The 17,600-nt window shown below is 66.7% G+C and carries 18 protein-coding genes; 17 read left to right on the top strand and 1 reads right to left on the bottom strand.

The genetic code is table 11. From position 1 onward, the window contains the following. The first annotated feature begins 33 nt into the window (after positions 1-33). From MXB90_RS10845 to MXB90_RS10810, 8 genes are read left to right on the top strand one after another with little or no spacing between them, the layout of a single operon-like run. The gene (locus MXB90_RS10845; protein WP_250044552.1) at positions 34-603 is read left to right on the top strand and encodes a terminase small subunit, Nu1; all 570 of its coding nucleotides are present in this window, start codon (positions 34-36) and stop codon (positions 601-603) included. Next, on the top strand, positions 518-2,416 hold the full coding sequence (locus tag MXB90_RS10840) for a phage terminase large subunit family protein (RefSeq protein WP_250044551.1): 1,899 nt from the start codon (positions 518-520) through the stop codon (positions 2,414-2,416). The genes MXB90_RS10845 and MXB90_RS10840 overlap by 86 nt, the downstream gene beginning before the upstream one ends. An 8-nt stretch (positions 2,417-2,424) precedes the next feature. Next, the gene (locus MXB90_RS10835; protein WP_250044548.1) at positions 2,425-2,640 is read left to right on the top strand and encodes a phage head-tail joining protein; all 216 of its coding nucleotides are present in this window, start codon (positions 2,425-2,427) and stop codon (positions 2,638-2,640) included. Between the two features lie 11 nt (positions 2,641-2,651). Then, complete coding sequence (locus MXB90_RS10830; protein ID WP_250044546.1) at positions 2,652-4,166, top strand: phage portal protein; 1,515 nt, start codon at positions 2,652-2,654, stop codon at positions 4,164-4,166. 4 nt (positions 4,167-4,170) lie between these two features. After that, positions 4,171-5,274, top strand: coding sequence for a head maturation protease, ClpP-related (locus MXB90_RS10825; RefSeq protein WP_250044545.1), 1,104 nt, complete (start codon positions 4,171-4,173; stop codon positions 5,272-5,274). Positions 5,275-5,280: 6 nt separating this feature from the next. Further along, the gene (locus MXB90_RS10820; protein ID WP_250044542.1) at positions 5,281-5,652 is read left to right on the top strand and encodes a head decoration protein; all 372 of its coding nucleotides are present in this window, start codon (positions 5,281-5,283) and stop codon (positions 5,650-5,652) included. Between the two features lie 26 nt (positions 5,653-5,678). Continuing rightward, positions 5,679-6,692, top strand: coding sequence for a major capsid protein (locus MXB90_RS10815; RefSeq protein WP_250044540.1), 1,014 nt, complete (start codon positions 5,679-5,681; stop codon positions 6,690-6,692). Next, entirely contained in the window at positions 6,692-7,012 is a 321-nt protein-coding gene (locus MXB90_RS10810; protein WP_250044538.1) for a head-tail joining protein, read from the top strand. The genes MXB90_RS10815 and MXB90_RS10810 overlap by 1 nt, the downstream gene beginning before the upstream one ends. Positions 7,013-7,077: 65 nt before the next feature. On the opposite strand, the gene MXB90_RS10805 is transcribed toward MXB90_RS10810, so the two are convergent. Continuing rightward, positions 7,078-9,195: an ATP-binding response regulator gene (locus MXB90_RS10805; RefSeq protein ID WP_250044536.1), complete on the bottom strand. Its 2,118-nt coding sequence runs from the start codon at positions 9,193-9,195 to the stop codon at positions 7,078-7,080. A gap of 226 nt (positions 9,196-9,421) precedes the next feature. Between MXB90_RS10805 and MXB90_RS10800 the strand changes: the two genes are divergently transcribed. The 9 genes from MXB90_RS10800 to MXB90_RS10760 all read left to right on the top strand — a co-directional run bounded on the left by MXB90_RS10800 (position 9,422) and on the right by MXB90_RS10760 (position 17,594). Continuing rightward, entirely contained in the window at positions 9,422-10,057 is a 636-nt protein-coding gene (locus MXB90_RS10800; protein WP_250044532.1) for a DUF6441 family protein, read from the top strand. Positions 10,058-10,136: 79 nt separating this feature from the next. Continuing rightward, positions 10,137-10,562: an acyl-CoA transferase gene (locus MXB90_RS10795; protein WP_250044530.1), complete on the top strand. Its 426-nt coding sequence runs from the start codon at positions 10,137-10,139 to the stop codon at positions 10,560-10,562. Between the two features lie 31 nt (positions 10,563-10,593). Then, positions 10,594-11,535, top strand: coding sequence for a phage tail tube protein (locus MXB90_RS10790; RefSeq protein ID WP_250044527.1), 942 nt, complete (start codon positions 10,594-10,596; stop codon positions 11,533-11,535). An 81-nt stretch (positions 11,536-11,616) separates the two neighbouring features. After that, positions 11,617-12,348 (top strand): DUF1186 domain-containing protein, encoded by a 732-nt coding sequence (locus MXB90_RS10785; protein ID WP_250044525.1) that lies wholly within the window; start codon positions 11,617-11,619, stop codon positions 12,346-12,348. A 63-nt stretch (positions 12,349-12,411) separates the two neighbouring features. Next, positions 12,412-12,849: a hypothetical protein gene (locus MXB90_RS10780; RefSeq protein WP_250044523.1), complete on the top strand. Its 438-nt coding sequence runs from the start codon at positions 12,412-12,414 to the stop codon at positions 12,847-12,849. 71 nt (positions 12,850-12,920) lie between these two features. Further along, positions 12,921-13,085 (top strand): DUF7697 family protein, encoded by a 165-nt coding sequence (locus tag MXB90_RS10775; protein ID WP_250044520.1) that lies wholly within the window; start codon positions 12,921-12,923, stop codon positions 13,083-13,085. Continuing rightward, a complete protein-coding gene (locus tag MXB90_RS10770) occupies positions 13,082-15,541 on the top strand; it encodes a phage tail tape measure protein (RefSeq protein WP_250044518.1) in 2,460 nt (819 codons plus the stop codon). The genes MXB90_RS10775 and MXB90_RS10770 overlap by 4 nt, the downstream gene beginning before the upstream one ends. Next, entirely contained in the window at positions 15,534-16,700 is a 1,167-nt protein-coding gene (locus tag MXB90_RS10765; RefSeq protein WP_250044515.1) for a hypothetical protein, read from the top strand. The genes MXB90_RS10770 and MXB90_RS10765 overlap by 8 nt, the downstream gene beginning before the upstream one ends. A 33-nt stretch (positions 16,701-16,733) precedes the next feature. Further along, positions 16,734-17,594 (top strand): phage BR0599 family protein, encoded by an 861-nt coding sequence (locus MXB90_RS10760; RefSeq protein ID WP_250044513.1) that lies wholly within the window; start codon positions 16,734-16,736, stop codon positions 17,592-17,594. The last annotated feature ends 6 nt before the right edge of the window (positions 17,595-17,600 follow it).

The following is a 17,600-nucleotide window of genomic DNA, read 5'->3' as shown; positions in this document are numbered from 1 at the left end:
CACTTCATGTCGACAGCGACTCAGCCCATCGGTGTGATCGCGCGGCTTCTGGATCTGTCAGAACGGCGGGTCCAGCAACTGAGCCGCGAGGGCGTGATCCCAAAGGCTGATCGCGGCCAGTATGACCTGATCGGATCGGTCCGGGGCTATGTCCGCTACCTGCGCGATCAGGCGCTCAAGGCGCAGGCGGGTGCGCCAGACTATGCGGCCGAGCGGGCGCGGTTCATCCGGGCGCGGGCTGACCTCGCTGAAATGGAAGCCGAAGAAAAGCGCCGTTCTCTGATCGCGGCCGAACAGATCGAGGCGGCCTGGATCGCGGTGTTGGCGCTCTTGCGCACCCGCCTGCTGGCTCTGCCTGATCGGCTGGCACCACAAGCCTTTGAACAATCAACCGTCGGAGACACCCGGAACCTGATCCGCGCCGCCATCCGCGAGGTGCTCGATGATCTCGCGCAGCCAGACATTGAACTTGAAGCCGACCTTGACCTTGCAGGGGTCAGCGATCCTGAAGCGGACGGTGGCGAAGGCACTGGCAGTTCTGAAGCCGCCGCCGGACCTGACGATCAGCGATTGGGCCGATCAGAACCGCCGGCTGAGCTCTGAGGCCAGCGCCGAGCCCGGCCAGTGGCGCACGAGCCGCGCCGAATACCAGCGCGGGATTATGGATGCGATCTCGGATCCGGCGGCCGAAACCGTCGTGATCATGTCGAGCAGTCAAATCGGCAAGTCGGAGTCGATCTTGAACATGGTCGGCTATCACATCGACCACGATCCGGCGCCGATCATGGTGGTGATGCCGACCGAACGGGATGCCGAAACCTGGTCGAAGGACCGCTTCTCGCCGATGGCACGGGACACGCCGTGCCTGCAGGGCAAGATCGCCGATCCCAGGTCGCGGGACGGCAACAACAAGATCCTCCACAAGCGGTTCCCGGGCGGGCATCTGACCATCGTCGGGGCCAATGCGCCTTCGGGCTTGGCGAGCCGACCGATCCGGCTGCTGCTCTGCGACGAAGTGGACCGATATCCGTTCAGCGCGGGGGCCGAGGGCGATCCGGTCAACCTCGCGAAAAAGCGCACGGTGACGTTCTGGAACCGCAAGATTGTGCTGGTCTCGACGCCGACGAACAAGGGTGCCAGCCGGATCGAGGCGGCCTTCGAGGAAAGCGACCAGCGCCGGTATTGGGTGCCGTGCCCCACGTGTGGTCATGAACAAATCCTGACCTGGGGACAGGTCAAATGGGACAAGGATGAGACCGGCGGCCATCGCCCCGAAACCGCGCGCTACCACTGTGCTGATTGCGACGCGGCCTGGAAGGATGAGACCCGCTGGACGGCCATCTCCAAGGGGCGCTGGATCGCGGATGCACCATTTAATGGGACGGCCGGCTTCCATCTGAACGAAATCTACTCGCCCTGGGTGCGGCTCGAAGCCATGGCCAAGGCGTTTCTTTCGGCGCGCGCGGGCGGGGACGAGACGATGAAGACCTTCGTCAACACCTCGCTCGGCGAGACCTGGATGGAAAGCGGTGAGGCGCCGGACTGGCAGCGGCTGCAGGGGCTGAAGGAAGATTGGCGCGCGGGCAAGGTGCCGGCGGGCGGGCTCTTCCTGACGGCCGGGGCCGACGTCCAGAAGGACCGGATCGAGGTCGATGTCTGGGCCTGGGGGCGCGGCTTGGAAAGCTGGCTGGTCGATCACATTGTCATCGAGGGCGGCCCGGGCGATCCGGCGTGCTGGCAAAAACTGACCGATCTCCTTAGCCGGACCTGGGTCCACGCCGGCGGCACGTCCATGACCATCGCGCGGCTGGCGATCGACACCGGCTATGAGACATCGGCCGTCTACGCTTGGGCGCGGCAAGTGGGCTTTGGGCAGGTTGCGCCGATCAAGGGCTTGGAGGGTTTCAACCGTGCAAGCCCTGTGACGGGGCCGACTTTTGTGGACGCCACCATAGGCGGCAAGCGCCTGCGCCGCGGGGCGCGGCTCTGGACGGTGGCAACATCGACCTTCAAGGCCGAGACCTATCGCTTTCTGCGGCTCGATCCGCCGGAGGTCACCAGCCCGTCGGATGGGGAGCGGTTTCCTCCTGGCTTTCTTCATCTGCCGGGCTGGGTCGATGCTGAATGGCTGAAGCAACTGACGGCCGAACAACTGGTCACGGTCAAGACTAAGCGCGGCTTTGCCAAGCTCGAATGGCAGAAGCTGCGGGAACGCAACGAAGCGCTGGACTGTCGTGTTTATGCCCGCGCGGCCGCTTGGATCCTCGGGGCAGACCGCTGGTCGGACGCGAGGTGGGAAGAACTCGCGTCGCAGTTTGCGGTCGCTGATGGCAGGGGCACGGCCTCTGCCACAGGCCCGCAATCTGTACGCAAGGCACAGGTGCGCCGCGTTGCGCGGTCAATATACATGGGATGAGTTTAGGCATGGCGGATCTGGCGACACTGAAACTCCGCCGGGAGGCCCTGACTTTACAGCGCGCCGCAGGCGTGGCCCGTGTCAGCTATGACGGCAAGACGGTGGACTATCGCAGCGTCGCCGAGATCGACCGCGCCATTGAGGCCCTGGACCGCGAAATCGCCGCTGCCGAGGGGCGACGGATCGTGCGGCAGGTGCGCGTGACGACGGCCAAGGGGCTCTGACAGAGATGGGGATGTTTGACCTGTTCCGCCGCCCCAAGCGCGGCGGTCCTGAAGCCATGCGCGCGCGTCTCGAAGGGGCGATGGCCAAGCGCCGCTTGCGGGGCTGGAACCCGCCGCTTGAGAATATCAATGCGCTGGTCGCCTCGGGCGGCCCGCGATTGTTGGCCCGCTCGCGTGAACTGGTGGTGACGAACGGCTATGCCGCCAATGCGTGCGAGGCTTTCGCAGCCAATCTCGTTGGCGATGGCATCAAGCCGTCGTCGCTGATCACAGATGCGGCGCTGCGTGACCGGGTCCAGAAGCTCTGGCTGGCATGGACCGATGAAGCCGACGCCGATGGGCTGACGGATTTCTACGGCCTGCAGGCCATGGTCGCGCGCGAGATGTTTGTCGCGGGCGAGTGTTTTGTGCGCTTGCGCCCGCGTCGCACGGAGGACGGGCTGCTGGTGCCGCTGCAGTTGCAGCTTCTGCAGTCGGAGATGCTGCCCTTTGAGAAGACCGAGACGGATCCGAATGGCAATAGCATCCGATGCGGGATCGAGTTCGACGGGATTGGGCGGCGTGTGGCCTATCACTTCCGCCGCCGTCATCCGGGCGACAGCACGGACCAACGCGTAGCGGTGCCCGACACTGTGCGCGTGCCGGCCGAGGAGGTGCTGCACATCTACCGGCCGATCGATGCGGGCCAGATCCGTGGTCTGCCGCATATCGCCCCGGCGATGGTGCGGCTCTTCCTGCTCGACCAGTACGACGATGCGGAACTCGACCGGAAAAAGACCGCCGCGATGTTCGCGGGCTTCATCACCAAGACGGCGCCCGAAGACCCGATGATGGGCGAAGGGGCCGCGGACTTGGACGGGGCGGCCATTGCCAGCTTGGAGCCCGGAACCATGCAGGTGCTGCTGCCGGGTGAGGATGTGAAGTTCTCAAGCCCGGCAGATGTGGGCGGGGGCTATGAGGCGTTCCAATACCGCACGCTGCTCGCGGTCTCGGCCTCGCTGGGTCTGCCGTATCACCTCGTCACCGGCGATGTCCGGCAGGCGAATTATTCGAGCCTTCGGGCAGAACTCGTCGAGTTCCGCCGCCGCATTGGTCAGTTGCAGCATGGGGTCATGGCACACCAGCTTTGCCGTCCGATCTGGCGGCGCTGGCTGGAAACTGCTGTGCTCTCGGGTGCGCTGGATGCAGATTCTGTCATCGCGCGGCCGGTGCAATGGATCCCGCCGCGGTGGGATTGGGTCGATCCCTTGAAAGACATCCAGGCGCAGGTGCTGGCGATGGAGGCGGGTTTGACGTCCCGGCGCAAGGTGGTCGAGGCTACGGGCTACGACATCGAAGAGGTTGATCGCGAGAATGCCGCGGACGCGCAGCGCGCCGCAAATCTGGGCCTGACCTATCGCGCCAGCCCGGGCGAGACGCAGGGGGCACGGGCCACGCCGGCGGCTATCCCTAACCCCAGCGACGGTGTCGAGGACGGCGCTGGCGACGACACGGCGGGGAACGACCGCGCCAATCCACAGGAGTAAACGCATGAAATCCTGGTATACGATCCGTGCCCGCGCCCCCGGAGCACAAAAAGCTCGCACGGAAGTGCTGATCTATGACGAAATCGGCGCCTATGGCGTCACGGCGAAAGGCTTTCTGGCAGAGCTCGGCGCCCTGCCGGACGATGCCGCGATCGACCTGCGGCTGAACAGTCCCGGCGGCTCGGTCTTTGACGCCGTGGCAATCTACAATGCGCTGCAGCGCCATGAGGGCGCGATCACCGTCTGGATCGACGGCATTGCGGCCTCGGCTGCCAGCTACATCGCCATGGCGGGCGACGAAATCGTCATGCCCGAGAACGCTTTCCTGATGATCCATGACCCCTCGGGGCTGGTGATGGGCACGGCCGCCGATATGCGCGAGATGGCCGAGACCATGGACAAGATCGCGGGCAGCATGATCCGCGGCTATGCGGGGCGATCGGGACGCTCTGAGGAAGAGATCGCGGCGCTGATGACGGCTGAGACCTGGTTTGATGCGCAGGACGCGCTCGCGGCGGGCCTCGCGACGCGGATGGCAGAGCCGGTGCGTATTGCTGCCAGTTTCGACATTGGCCGGTTCCGTAACGCGCCGCCATTGCTGCTTGAGGCCGTCGCGGAAACCGTTGCCGCCTCCAACGGTTTTGACGTCGATCCGGATCAGACGACGAAGGCAAGGCCGACGGCGGAGCCCGAAAGTGATGTTGGAAAAGACACCATCACTCCAGCCGACACCGCAACGCCAGCAGAGGCTCCATCCACGCCGATCGGGCAAGGTGGGTGTGTTTCCGACGGGAACACCCGCCCATCCATCCCGTCCGAGAGCAGTGTTGCCGCCGCCAACACTGCGCTGGATGCAAATGGCATTCGCGCCGAGGCCATCGCCCATGCGCGCGCCGTGATCGACCTTTGCCGCTTGGCAGGCCAGCCGCAGATGGCCGGGCGCTTCCTCGAGGAGGACGTTGGTCTCGACGAAGTCCGCAATCGGCTCCTCGCGGCAAAGGTCGAGGCCACACCCGACATTACCGCTGCGCATGCCCAGCCCGGGCGGGCGGCTACCACCCAATCCTGGGGCGATGTGATCGCCCGCACCTTCAAGACGAAAGGCTAACGCATCATGACGACGCTCACTGAAGGCAAACACGCGGGCGGCTTCCTCGTCTGGGAAGTGCTCCGCGATTACACCCGCGAAACCGTCACCATCGCCTCTGGCGCCGGAAAGCTCGAACCCGGCGCGGTCTTGGGCAAGATCACCACGGGCGGCAAGTTCACGGCCCTCGCGCCGGCGGCCACGAACGGCAGTCAGACTGCCGCTGGCATTCTCTGGGCGGGGATTGACGCGTCAGCCGCCGATGCGCCTGGCGTCGTGCTCCTGCGCGGCCCCGCCATCGTCAATCGCCACGAGATCGTCTGGCCCGAGGGCGCGACCGAGGTCCAGATCACCGCGGCCACCACGGCCTTGGCCGCGCTCGGCATCATCCTGCGCTGAGCCCTCTGACAAAAGGATACCCACACATGGCCACCATGGACATCTTCGAGGGCGACGCCTTCAGCATCATCGAGCTCACCCGGGCTCTGGAAAACATCCCCTTCAAGCCCGCGATCCTCTCGGGCGCGGGGCTCTTCGCCAATCGCGGCGTGCGCCAACGCACCGTCATGATCGAAAGCCGAGACGGCACGCTCTCGCTGATCCCCTTTTCCGAACGCGGCTCGGCCTATGAACAGCAGGTCCCCGAACGGCGCGACCTGCGGGCCTTTGTCTGTCGTCAGTTCAAGAAGCAGGACGTGCTCTGGGCCTCGGAGATCCAGGGGATCCGCGACTTCGGTTCGGAAACCGCCACCCAGCAGGTGCAGGCCGAGGTGGCGCGCAAGATGGCGCGGCTCAGGAACGACGCCGAGGCCACCTTCGAGTTCCACCTCTTCAACGGCATTCAGGGCGTGGTGAAGGACCCGCGCGACGGAGCGACGGTCATCAATTACTACACCGAATTCGGCATCACCCCTGCGACGGAGGTGGATTTCGACCTCGACAACGCGAGCCCGGCCTCCGGCGCGCTGCGCAAGCGCTGCCAGGCGCTGATCGAAAGCGTCGAGGACAGTTTGGGCGGGCTGGCCGCCGGTGCGGTGCAGCTGCGCGCCGAATGCGGCTCGGCCTTCTTTTCCGATCTGGTGGCGCACAAGGAGGTGCGCGAGACCTATCTCAACACCGCCGCCGCGGCCGATCTGCGGGGCAGGGTGGGCGAGGAGGTCAGTTTTGGCGGCATCACCTTCCGCCGCTACCGGGGTGGCCTGGGCTTCGGCGTGCCGACCGACAAGGCGATCTTCTATCCCGAAGGCGTCGATGGGCTCTTCGAAATCTACTACGCCCCGGCCGACACCTTCGAGACGGTCAACACCCTCGGCCTGCCGCTCTATGCGCGGATGATCCCCGATCGCGACCGTGACGAATGGGTGCGCCTCGAGATCGAAAGCAACCCGCTGCCGATCTGTACCCGGCCCCAGGTGCTGCGTTCGGCACGGCGGACCTGATGACGGCCTTCGCGGCAGCACTCGCCCAGCTTTTCGCCGATCCGAACCTGTCGGTCGAATTCTGGCATCGCGACGTCGCCGGCCAGTTCGTCCCTGCCCGCGGCATCCTGCGCCGTCCTGACGAGCTCACCGAGTTCGGGGCGGCGCGTCTGATCTCGGAAATCACCCGCATCGACGTGCCGGTCAGCGTGCTCCCCGCGCCGCGGCCCGGGGAGGAGATCGTGATCGGGGAGGAGACCTTCCTCATCCAGGGCGAGCCGCGCCGGGATCGGGAGCGGCTCGTCTGGACGTTGGAGCTGGTGCCGGTTTCCGGGGCCTGACGCGGCCGCAGCGAAAGCCTTGCAATGGATCGCGCCAGTGCGCCGCGCTCGACACGCCTGACGGTTCAGTGGGCCTGCAGGGCGGTGCGCAGCAACTGCTCCAACTCGCTTTTGCTGGCGGTCTTCGTCGCCACCGTGTCAAACAGCGCGCGCTCCTCGACATTGAGAGAGGCCGGATTGGCACTAAGCGCAATGTGAACCGCACCGGATCCGGCGTCCTTGAGGCGGCGGATCAGCTCGACGCCGGTCATGTCGGGAAGGCCCAGATCAATGAGGATCACGTCAAACCGCTGGCGGCTGGCCGCCGCAAGCGCTTCCTGCCCCATCGCGGCAATCTCCGGTTTCGCATCCAGCGCCACGAGAACCGCCGAAACCAATTCGGCCTGCAGTGGATGATCCTCCACCACCAGAACGCTCATCCCGGCAAAGGGACTGGCGTGTTCCTTGGTGTCCGTTCCCGTTGCATCATTCACCTCGATTGCGGCAATCGGCAATTCAAGCGTGAGGCAGAAGGACGAGCCCTGGCCCAACCGGCTGTGCACTTCGATCTCGCCCCCCATCGCCGTTGCCAGCCGTTCGGTGATGGGCAGACCAAGGCCAAGGCCGTTGATGCGATTGCCACGGCCTTGCTCGATGCGCACGAACGGTTTGAATATCTCGGCGATCTTGTCCTCGGGAATGCCCGGTCCCGTATCCGTAACACAGAGCCGGACGCGACAGGTTCCATTCGCCTCAACCTGCCATGACCCGCTCAGCGTGACATGCCCCTTGCGCGTGTAGCGAAAGGCGTTCGACAGCAGGTTGATCAGGATCTGACGGATCCGGGCACGGTCGCCTATGATGGGGATGCAGTCTTTCGACCAGTCAAGCTCAAAGGCCAGTCGATGACGCTCTGCCATGGGGGCCATGATATCCGCGACCTCCCCGAGCAGATCGGGCAGCCCAAAGGGCGCGTTGTCCAATCGGATTTCGCCGGCTTTGAGGCGCGCCAGATCGAGAATGTCATCGATCAGGCTTTGCAGCGCCTTGAGACCTGTTTCGGCCAGCGGGAGGTGGCCGCGCGGATCCTGCGCTTTGAGATGTTCGGGAAACATCTGGATTGCCGCCAAGGCCGACAGAACGGGGGTGCGCATTTCGTGGCCCAACACGCCCAGCATGTCGCGCCGCGCGGCCTCCGCTGCCTGAACTTTTTCGAGCGCATGTTCAAGATCGGCGCGCAGCAGCCGTTCCTGCTCGGATTTGGCCTGCGCGGCGCGCAAGTTTTCGTCGCGGCGTCGAGCCGCGAGACGCGCGGCCTCGAGTGTCAGGACGATGCTGAATACCAGAAACGCGCCCAGGATCGGAACAATCATCACATAGGAAGAAAAGATCAGGCGAGATTCAGGTTTGGCAACAGCCACCGCCCAGGTCGGGGCCGCCTGCAATGCGTTACGGGCAAAGATATAACTGGAGGCTTCGGTGCCCGAAGCCCCGGGTCCTTTGGCCAGCACCGTTGCTGTCCGCGGCGCCGCTGTCACGATCTCGAGATACCATTGCGGCAAGGGGCGCAGGAAGAAATCCGCAATCCGGCTCGAGCGGCCGACGATCCGCTCTGAGCCGTCAACGACGCTGATGAAATCTCCCTTCTGCAGTTTGGTCGCTTCGGGCCCGCGAGAGATGAGGCCCACATCGAAGGCGAGGATCACCGCATACTCGCCTCCGGTGGAGGCCTTTGTGACCTGGACCACTGCGAAGATCTCTTTTTGCGCGACACGCCCGACGAAGACATCCGAGATTTCCGGTTGTCCTCTTGTGCGGCTGCGATCGACGGCCTGAACCAGTTCGGGGGCCGGGCCGGAGGTGCGGACGGGGGTTGTCGCGTCACTATTCGTGTTGAACAGATGCAGCGAGAGATCATCAGCCGGCATGAGGACGGCCCATCCCCCAACCTCCTGGGCGATACGGTCGGCTTCCCAGCGCAAAGTCTCGGGATCGAAATCCCGCACCATCGAATGGCTGTTCGCCAGGCCCCTCAGCGCGGTTTTCCAGATGTTGAACTGCAGATCGAGCGCGACGGCGGAGCGTTCGGAGAGCGCCGCCAGCTCTACGGTCTGTTCGCGCTCGATCCAGCGCATGGCCAGATAGGTCAACCCCAGGGCGGTAAACAGCGTTGTCAGTCCAACTGTAAAAAACACACGCAACATCCGGCTTCTCGTCCTTCCGGAAACAAAAAAAGAGTCGACGGTATCAACCTACGGGTGATGTGCGCATTTCTGGAATAGAAGTGCTGATGGCGGCTCGACTCTTTCGGATAGGTTCGTGGCGCCGCGATGCCGCTATGGGCCACCAAATGCAAGCCCGACGGTGCCCCTGAGGGCACGCGCCCGGCACAAATAGGCCCCTCCACCCACAGCAGGACAAGATGTGCTGATGAAGCTGAAGCTCGACATTGATCCTGACATTGCCGCGCTGATGCAGGCGGAGATTGCGGCGGGCGAACGCGCGGTGTCAGCGGCAATCCGCGAAGCGGGGAGCGGCCTCAAGGCGGCCTGGCGCGGGCAGATCACGGGTGCGGGACTCGGCGCGCGGCTCGCGCGCACGATCCGGTCGGAGCAGTTTCCGAAGGGCAGGCCCAGCCTCAACGCGGCTGCCCTTGTCTGGTCGAAGGCCCCGGTCATTGTCGGCGCGCATGACACCGGGCCGCTGATCCGATCGAAAAACGGCTTTTGGCTGGCGATCCCCACGGCAGCTGCAGGCAAATCTCTGCGCGGTGGCCGGATTACCCCGGGCGACTGGGAGCGCCGCACCGGGCTGCGGCTACGGTTCATCTATCGCCGGACAGGCCCGAGCCTTCTGGTGGCCGAGGGGCGGCTGAACACCAAGGGGCGGGCGGTGGCCTCGCGCTCCAAAACCGGCCGCGGTTTGGCAACTGTGCCGATCTTTCTGCTCGTGCCGCAGGTCAAGCTGCTGAAGCGGCTGGATCTGGCGCGGGATGCGGAGCGGGCGACTGACGCGGTTCCCGGCCTGATCGTGGCAAATTGGGGCAGGAGCGGCTCTTCGGAATAGGTGCCCTTGCTGCGCGCGGCCTGGGTCGTCTTCAATACAGCCATAGATTGAATTCGGTGACGCCGTCATGAGGTCTGAGATGCCCACCCCTCGCGAAACCATCCTCGTCGCGCTGCACGCCCAGCTTCAGGTCCTGGACGCCGTGGTGCTGCGCAACGCGGTGCTGCCGGAGCGGATCGGGCGGGAGGGCTTGCTGATCCTGCGTGACGGCGCGCCAGGCGAGCCCGAGGTGACGCTGTCGCCGCTGCGCTATCATTACCGGCACCGGGCCGAGATCGAGGCGATCGTGCAGGCGGCCGAGGGGCGCGATGCGGCGTTCGACTGGCTGGTTGCGAGCCTCGGGGCGGTGATTGCCGCCGACCGGACGCTGGGCGGGCTTTGCGACTGGATCGAGGCGGAAGCGCCGCAGCCGGTAGACCTTCCTATCGAGGGGGCTGCCAGCCTGAAGGCCGCCGTGATCCCGGTCATGCTGCACTATTCGACGGCCGACCCGCTCGCCGGCTGATCCCACCTGAGCTTTGAAAGGAGACGAGACCATGGCACGAGCCCAAGGGGCGCGGGCGCAGATGGCGCTTGCGTTTGAGACGACCTATGGCACGCCGCCGGCGAGCGGGTTCACGCGGATCCCGTTTGCCAGTGCGACGCTTGGGGCCGAGCAGCCGCTCTTGGCCTCGGAGCTTCTGGGCTATGGCCGCGATCCGCTGGCGCCGATCAAGGATGCGCTGACGGCGGACGGGACGATCGTGGTGCCGATCGATGCGGAGGCCTTCGGCTTCTGGCTGAAGGCAGCCTTCGGCACGCCGGTCACCACCGGGGTGGAAGCCCCGTTCACGCATGAGTTCCGCTCCGGCGCCTGGAGCTTGCCCTCGTTCTCGATCGAGACCGGCATGCCGGAGGTGCCGCGCTTTGCGCTCTATTCGGGCTGCATGCTCGACACGCTCACCTGGCAGATGCAGCGCTCGGGCCTTTTGACCGCGACCGTGGGCCTGGTGGCCCAGGGCGAGGCGATCGCCAGCACCACCGTCGCAGGGGCGCTGGCAGAGATCGAGCTGCAACGCTTTGGCCATTTCAACGGCGCGATCACGCGCAACGGCCAGCCGCTGGGCAATCTCGTCTCGGCCGAGATCAGCTATGCCAACACGCTCGATCGGGTGGAGACGATCCGCTCGGATGGCCGCATCGAGGGCGCAGACCCGTCCATCGCCGCGCTGACGGGCCGGATCGAGGTGCGCTTTGCCGATCAAGCCCTGGTCACCCAGGCCATCAATGGCGACCCCTGCGAGATGAGCTTCGCCTATACGCTGCCCTCGGGCGAGATCCTGACGCTGGTGGCGCATGCGGTCTATCTGTCACGGCCCCGCATCGAGATTGCAGGACCCCAGGGCGTGCAGGCCAGCTTCGACTGGCAGGCCGCGCGTGACGCCACGCTGGGGCGGATGTGCACCGTCCAGCTGGTCAATGGCCGATCCGCCTATTGACGTCGCAGATCGCGGGTCTTTGCATCCACAACAGGGCCGCGCGCGTAAATGTCACAATGAAAACTAAAACAGCGGCGTCCCATGCACTCACACGACCTTCTCGACGCTCTCGCGCATCATGACGATCGCGCGGAAGAGGCCATCCTCGCGGCGCGGCAAAATCCCGTTGTCCTTCGATCCGTATTCGCCCGTTACCTGGTCGATGCCGCCGAAGCGCCGGGCCAGAACCTGCGCGATTATCCAGCGCTCCGCCTGGTCGCGATGCTGATGGCCGAATGGCGCGCCAAGGAAGCCTGCCGCCCCCTGATGCAGATCTTGCGCAGTGATCTGCGCCATCTCGACCGGGTCTGGGGTGAGCAGCTGGTTGAATGCGGCCCCCGCCTTGTCGCGGCGGTCTTTGATGGCGAGGTGGAGCCGATCTTCGGGTTCATCCGCGATCCCGGCTGTGCAGAACCGCTGCGGGCCAATATGTTCCGCACCCTGACGATGCTGGCCCTGAAGGATCGTCTGGCCTGCGATGATGTGGCGAGCTTCCTGCGCTATTTCGCGGCGGTGGAGGCGCGCAGCGCCGGCCCCGCGCTCTGGCTCGGCTGGGCCCAGGCAATCGCAGCCCTCGGGCGTGAAGACCTCGCCCTGTCGGTCCGCAACGCTTATGACCGCGGACTTCTGGACGCGGACTTCTACCCGCGTGCGCTCTTTGAGGCGCATCTGCAGCTCGCGTGCGATGAAGGTCCTGCGTGGTTCACCCAGCAGATTGAGAACCAGATCGAGGTCGATACGCTCAAGGTGTTCAGGCTCTATCTCAAGCACTGACCCTGTTTTGCCCCATCGGGGGTCACAGGCGCGCTTCGGCGCGCCTTTTTCTTTGGAGGAACCATGTTACGCCTTACGCTGTCGTCTGCGCCATTCTGGCTCGATCTTGGGCTTGGCGTTCGCATTGAGGTCGCGCCGCTGAGCACCGCGCTGATGGTTGCCGCGCGCGCCGATCCGGCGCTCGGCGTCTTGCCCGCAGGAACGGGCGATGAGGCGCTCGCGGTGATCTTTGCCAAGGCTTTGGCGCGGCGGGCGATCCGCACCTGGGAGGGGGTGGGCGATGCGGCAGGCCAGCCGATCCCGGTGACACCGGAGGGGATCGACGCGCTGCTCGACATCTGGCCGATCTTCGAGGCCTTTCAGGCGGGGTATCTGGCGAAGGGTCTGGAGCTTGAGCTGGAAAAAAACGTCTGCGCGCCCTCGCCGAATGGGTCTACGGCGGGGGTGAGCGCTACTGCGCGGCCTGCGAAGGGCTCTGCCCGGACTGCCCGCAGGTCCTGAACGCGCCGCGCACATGGGAGGGCTGGCAGGTCTGGGACCTGGCGGGGCGGCTGGGCGGGCAGATCCGCGCGGTGCCGGGCGTTGTGCTGGGCTGGGACATGAGCGCGGCCCTGGCGATGGCGGAGGCGCTGGGGGTCGATCGCCGGGCGGCGGTCGAATTCCTGCCGGATCTGGAGGCGGTGATGGCGCGCAAGCTGAATGCGCAGATGGAGGAGAGCCGGGAGGCTGAGGGATGAGCGAGAAACGCGTGAGCGTACGCCTGTCTGCGGTGGGCGGGCGTCAGGTCAAAGCCGAGCTGGAAGGTGTGGGCGCGGCCGGCGCGCGGGGCTTTGGGCGGCTGTCGCGGGAGATGGATCTGGCCACTGCACGGCTGGCGGCTTTTGTGCGCCGCGCGCGCCTTGCGGGGACGGCTCTGGCCGGGGCGACGGCGGCGGCCGGAGCGGCGATGATCCGCTCCGGGCTGCAGACGGTGGATGCACAGGCCAAGCTTGCGCAATCGCTGGGCACCACGGTGGCCTCGATCCAGACGCTCGAGCGCGCGGGGGCGCTGGCCGGTGTGTCGATGTCGGGCATCGAACAGGCGACGAAGGATCTGACCCGGCGGCTGAGCCAGGCGGCGGCGGGGGGCGGACCGGCCCGCGAGGCGCTGGAGCGTCTCGGGCTCTCCGCACAAGCGCTGATCGCGCTGCCGCTCGATGCGCGGGTCGGCGCCATCACGGCCGCGATCACGGCGTTTGTGCCGGTGGCCGAGCGCGCGGCCGTGGCAGGCCAGCTCTTTGGCGAGGAAGGCGCGATCGCCATGAGCCGGATCGACACGGCGACATTGCGCCAGGCCACGGCGGATGTGCAGGCGTTCGGGGTGGTGGTGTCCGAACAGGAGGCCGATCAGATCGAGCGCACGAATGACGCGCTCTCCCGGCTCGGGCTGATCTGGCGCGGGCTGTCGAACCAGCTGGCGGTGGCGGCGGCCCCGGCGCTGGAAGCGGTGGCAGAGGCCATGGCTGCGCTCGCCAGCCGCACCGGCCCGCTCGGGCAGGCGCTGCGCGCGGTGCTGGACAATCTCGGCCGGCTGGCGGCCTATGCCGGCACGTTTGCGGGCTTTCTGGCGGGGCGCTGGGTGGCAACCCTGTCGATGGCGGCACTTTCGGTGCGTGGTCTTGCAACGGCGCTTGTGGTGCTGCGCGGGGCGCTAATCCGCACCGGGATCGGGGCGCTGGTGGTGGGGGCGGGCGAGTTGGTCTATCAGTTTGCCCGGCTCGTGCGGGGCGCGGGCGGGTTTGGCGCTGCGCTCTCGCTTCTGGGCGATCTGGGCCGCGAGGTCTGGGCGCGCCTGAAGCTCGGCGCTGTCGCCACGGGTCTGGCGATCACGGCGAGCTGGGCCGAGATCCAGGCGGCCATCGCGCAGGCTCTGCAGAGCGCGCTGACCGCGGTGGTTGGCTTTGGCAATGCGACACTGAACACTTTCCAGGGCGCGTTGGACGCGATCAAGGTGCTCTGGGGCGCGCTGCCCGGGGCGATCGGGGATTTTGCCTTTCAGGCGGCGAATACGCTGATCGCGGGGGTTGAGGCGATGCTCAATGGCGTTGGCCGGCGGATCAACGGCTTTCTCGCAGGCCTCAATGCCGGGCTTGAGGTGCTGGGCCTTGAGAAACGCGTGCCGCTGATCGCCACTGTGGAGCTTGGCCGGATCGAGAACCCCTTTGCCGGGACGGCGGCCACGGCCGGGGCGGAGGCACGCGCGGCCTTTGAGGCGGCCTTCAGCCGCGATCCGATCGCGCCGCCCGATCTGGGCCTCAGCGCGGCGGCGGATGCGGCGCGGGGCGAGGCCGCGGGGCTGCGCGCGAGGATGGGCGCGGTGACGGCGGCAGCGACCGCGCCCCTGCAATCCGTGGCGGCGCTGCGGGAGGCTCTCTCTGCCTCTGGCGCTGAGGCTGCGGCGGGGCTCGAGGAGGCGCAGAGCGCTGCAACAGGCCTTGGCACCGCCCTGCAGGGGGCCGGCGCGGCCGCAGAGGCTGCGGGCAATTCGGGGCGTAGCGCCGGGGACGCGCTGCGCGCGGGGGCAGACGGGGCCAAGAGCGCCTGGGAGACCACGGCCGAGGCGCTGCGCAAGGCGCAAGAGACATCTCGCGAGATTGCCCAAGGCCTGGCGCAGGAGATCCTGGGTCCGATCAAGGAGGCGCTGAAGTCGGGCGAGATCAGCTGGCAGAGCTTCGCTGGCGCTGTGGCCGGGATTGCCCAGTCGCTCGCCTCGCGGCTGCTCGATCTGGCCTTCAAGCCGATCGAGGAGGCGCTGATCCGGGCCTTCACCGGCGGCGGCGCCGGGGGCGGTGGGACCGGGTTTTTTGCCAGCCTCTTTGGCTTTGCCCGGGGCGGCGTCTTTGCCGGCGGTCAGGAGCTGACGGCCTTTGCGCGGGGCGGGGTTGTGCATCGGCCGACCGTGTTTCCCTTTGCCAGGGGCGTGGGGCTGATGGGTGAGGCCGGGCCCGAGGCAATCTTGCCCCTGCGCCGGGGCAAAGGCGGCAGGCTTGGGGTTGAGATGAATGGGGATGGTGCCGTCCCGCCGGCCTCCCTGTCGACGCGCATCATCAATGTTCTCGATCCATCGGTGGTGGGCGACTATCTCGCCACGCCCTCGGGCGAGCGGGCCATCGTGAACGTCATCCGCCGTAACCGGGGCGCGCTGAATGCCTGATTTTGCCGATGAACCACCGTTCTGGCCCTTCCCGGCAGCGCAGGCGATCACCGAGGTGCTGGAATGGCGCACGGATGTGCTGCAGGCGAAGCTGGGTGAGCAGCGCATTGCGCTGCGATCGCACCCGCGCGAGATTGTCACCTTCCGCCACAGGCTCGATGCGCTGGGGATGGCGCGGGCGGCGGAACTGGCACGCGCCGGGTTTGCCGGCGACTGGCGGGTGCCGCTTTGGCATATGGCGATCCAGCCGGCGGCAGACCTGGTGCAGGGCGCGAGCGAGATCCTGATCGACACGGGGCTGTCAGAGTTCGCAAACGCCGGGCGCGCGGCCCTGGCGGTCGATGGCCAAGAGGCGGTGCCAGTGGCCATTGCCAGCGTTGCACCCGACCGGCTGATCCTCGCGGAGCCGCTGACGACGCAACTGCCCGCAGCCATCGTGGCGGCGCATCGGGTGACGCTCGCCCCGGTGCGTTCGGGCATTCTGACAGCGCCCGTCGAGGTCGCGCGGCGACGTCAGAGCGATGGTCTGGTGACCGCGACCTTCCTTTTGCGCGATGCACCGGATCTGACCGCGCCCGCGCTGCCGCGCTATCTCGGCCGCCCGGTCCAGACCGCCCCGAGCGTGATCCGTGCGCCGATCACCGCCAGCCTGCGCCGCGCTCTTGACTATGTCGACAACGGCTTCGGGCCGGTCGTGGGCGCGCCCCTGCGCGATCTCTTCGAGCGCGGCGAGGCGATCACGCTGAAGGCGCAAGGCATGGAGGCGCGTCACAATCTGCGCCGCTGGCTCTTGTCTTTGCGCGGCCGGCAGGCCAGCTTCTGGCTGCCGAGCTGGGGCCATGAGCTGCAGCTGCGCAGCGCCATGACCTCGGGATCTGTGCTGATGCGCGTGGCACCGGTCGCGGCGCTGGCCGCCTATCCCGACCGCGCGATCGTGCTGGAAATGCCCGACGGGCCGCGGTTTCGGACGATTACGGCGGCGGTCGCGGAGGGCGCGGATCATCGGTTGACGCTGTCCTCAAACCTCGGCGCGCCCGTGCCGCTTGGCACGAAGGGGCATGTCTTGACGCTGGTGCGCTCGGCGGCAGATCGGATCGAGGTCCAGCATGGGGCAGTGGCGAGCGAAGTGACCCTGGGGGTCGTCGAGGTGCCCGCATGAGGCGGGCTGCACCTGAGCGAAAGAACCGCGATCATGACCTACGCCAGCATCGAAGCCTCGGTCGCCGAGGGCCGGCCCTATTTCCTCTACCAGTTCGTCGAAGGCGATCAGCTCTGGCCCTTCACCAGCCGCGCGACGGCCTGGACCAGCGCGGGCAGCGGTGGCGAGACGATAATTTGGGAAGCCGCTGCCGTCGCCCATGGTGATGTGGTGCAGACCAGCGAGATCGAACGCGGGCGGCTGGAGCTGACCTGGCCGCTCTCGCATCCTTTCGCGCGGCGGTTTCTGGCCCCCTTGGGCAACAGACCCGTGACGCTGACCATCTTCCGCGGCCATGAGCAGGCGCCGGGCGAGACGGTGGCGCATTGGAAAGGCCGCGTGATGGGCGCCGAGGTCGAGGGCCAGCGCATCCTGCTCAGCTGCGAATCCGTCTTCAGCACCCTGCGCCGTGCCGGCGTGCGGGCGAAGTACCAGCGGCTTTGCCGCCATGCGCTTTACGGGCGCGGCTGCGGGCTCGATATCGCCCTCTTTTGGCAGATCGGCACGGTGACGGCCTGCTCGGGCAACGTCCTGACGATCCCGGAAGCCGCAGATCCGCCCGACGGCTGGTATCGTGGTGGGGTGCTCAGGTTCGGCGCCCAGCTCGGCTTCATCACGGGCCACCTCGGCACGACCCTCACGCTCTCGCGCCCGATGCCGGAGCTGGCCGCGGCGCTCGCTGCGCCAGAGAGCGACCCGAAGACCGGCACATTGCTCCCGGTCCTGGCTGACATCGCCCCGGGCTGTGATCTGCGCGCGCCCACTTGCGCCGATAAATTCGGCAATCTCGCGAACTTCGGCGGCTTCCCCGCAATCCCCGGCCGCAACCCCTTCGGCGGCGGCTCCATCGTTTGACCGACC

Origin of the sequence: Phaeovulum molybdatiresistens (assembly GCF_023544865.1) — a bacterium.
Classification (GTDB): domain Bacteria; phylum Pseudomonadota; class Alphaproteobacteria; order Rhodobacterales; family Rhodobacteraceae; genus Pontitalea.
Note: the sequence above shows the minus strand (reverse complement) of the source record. Positions and strands in the feature narration are given on the sequence as shown.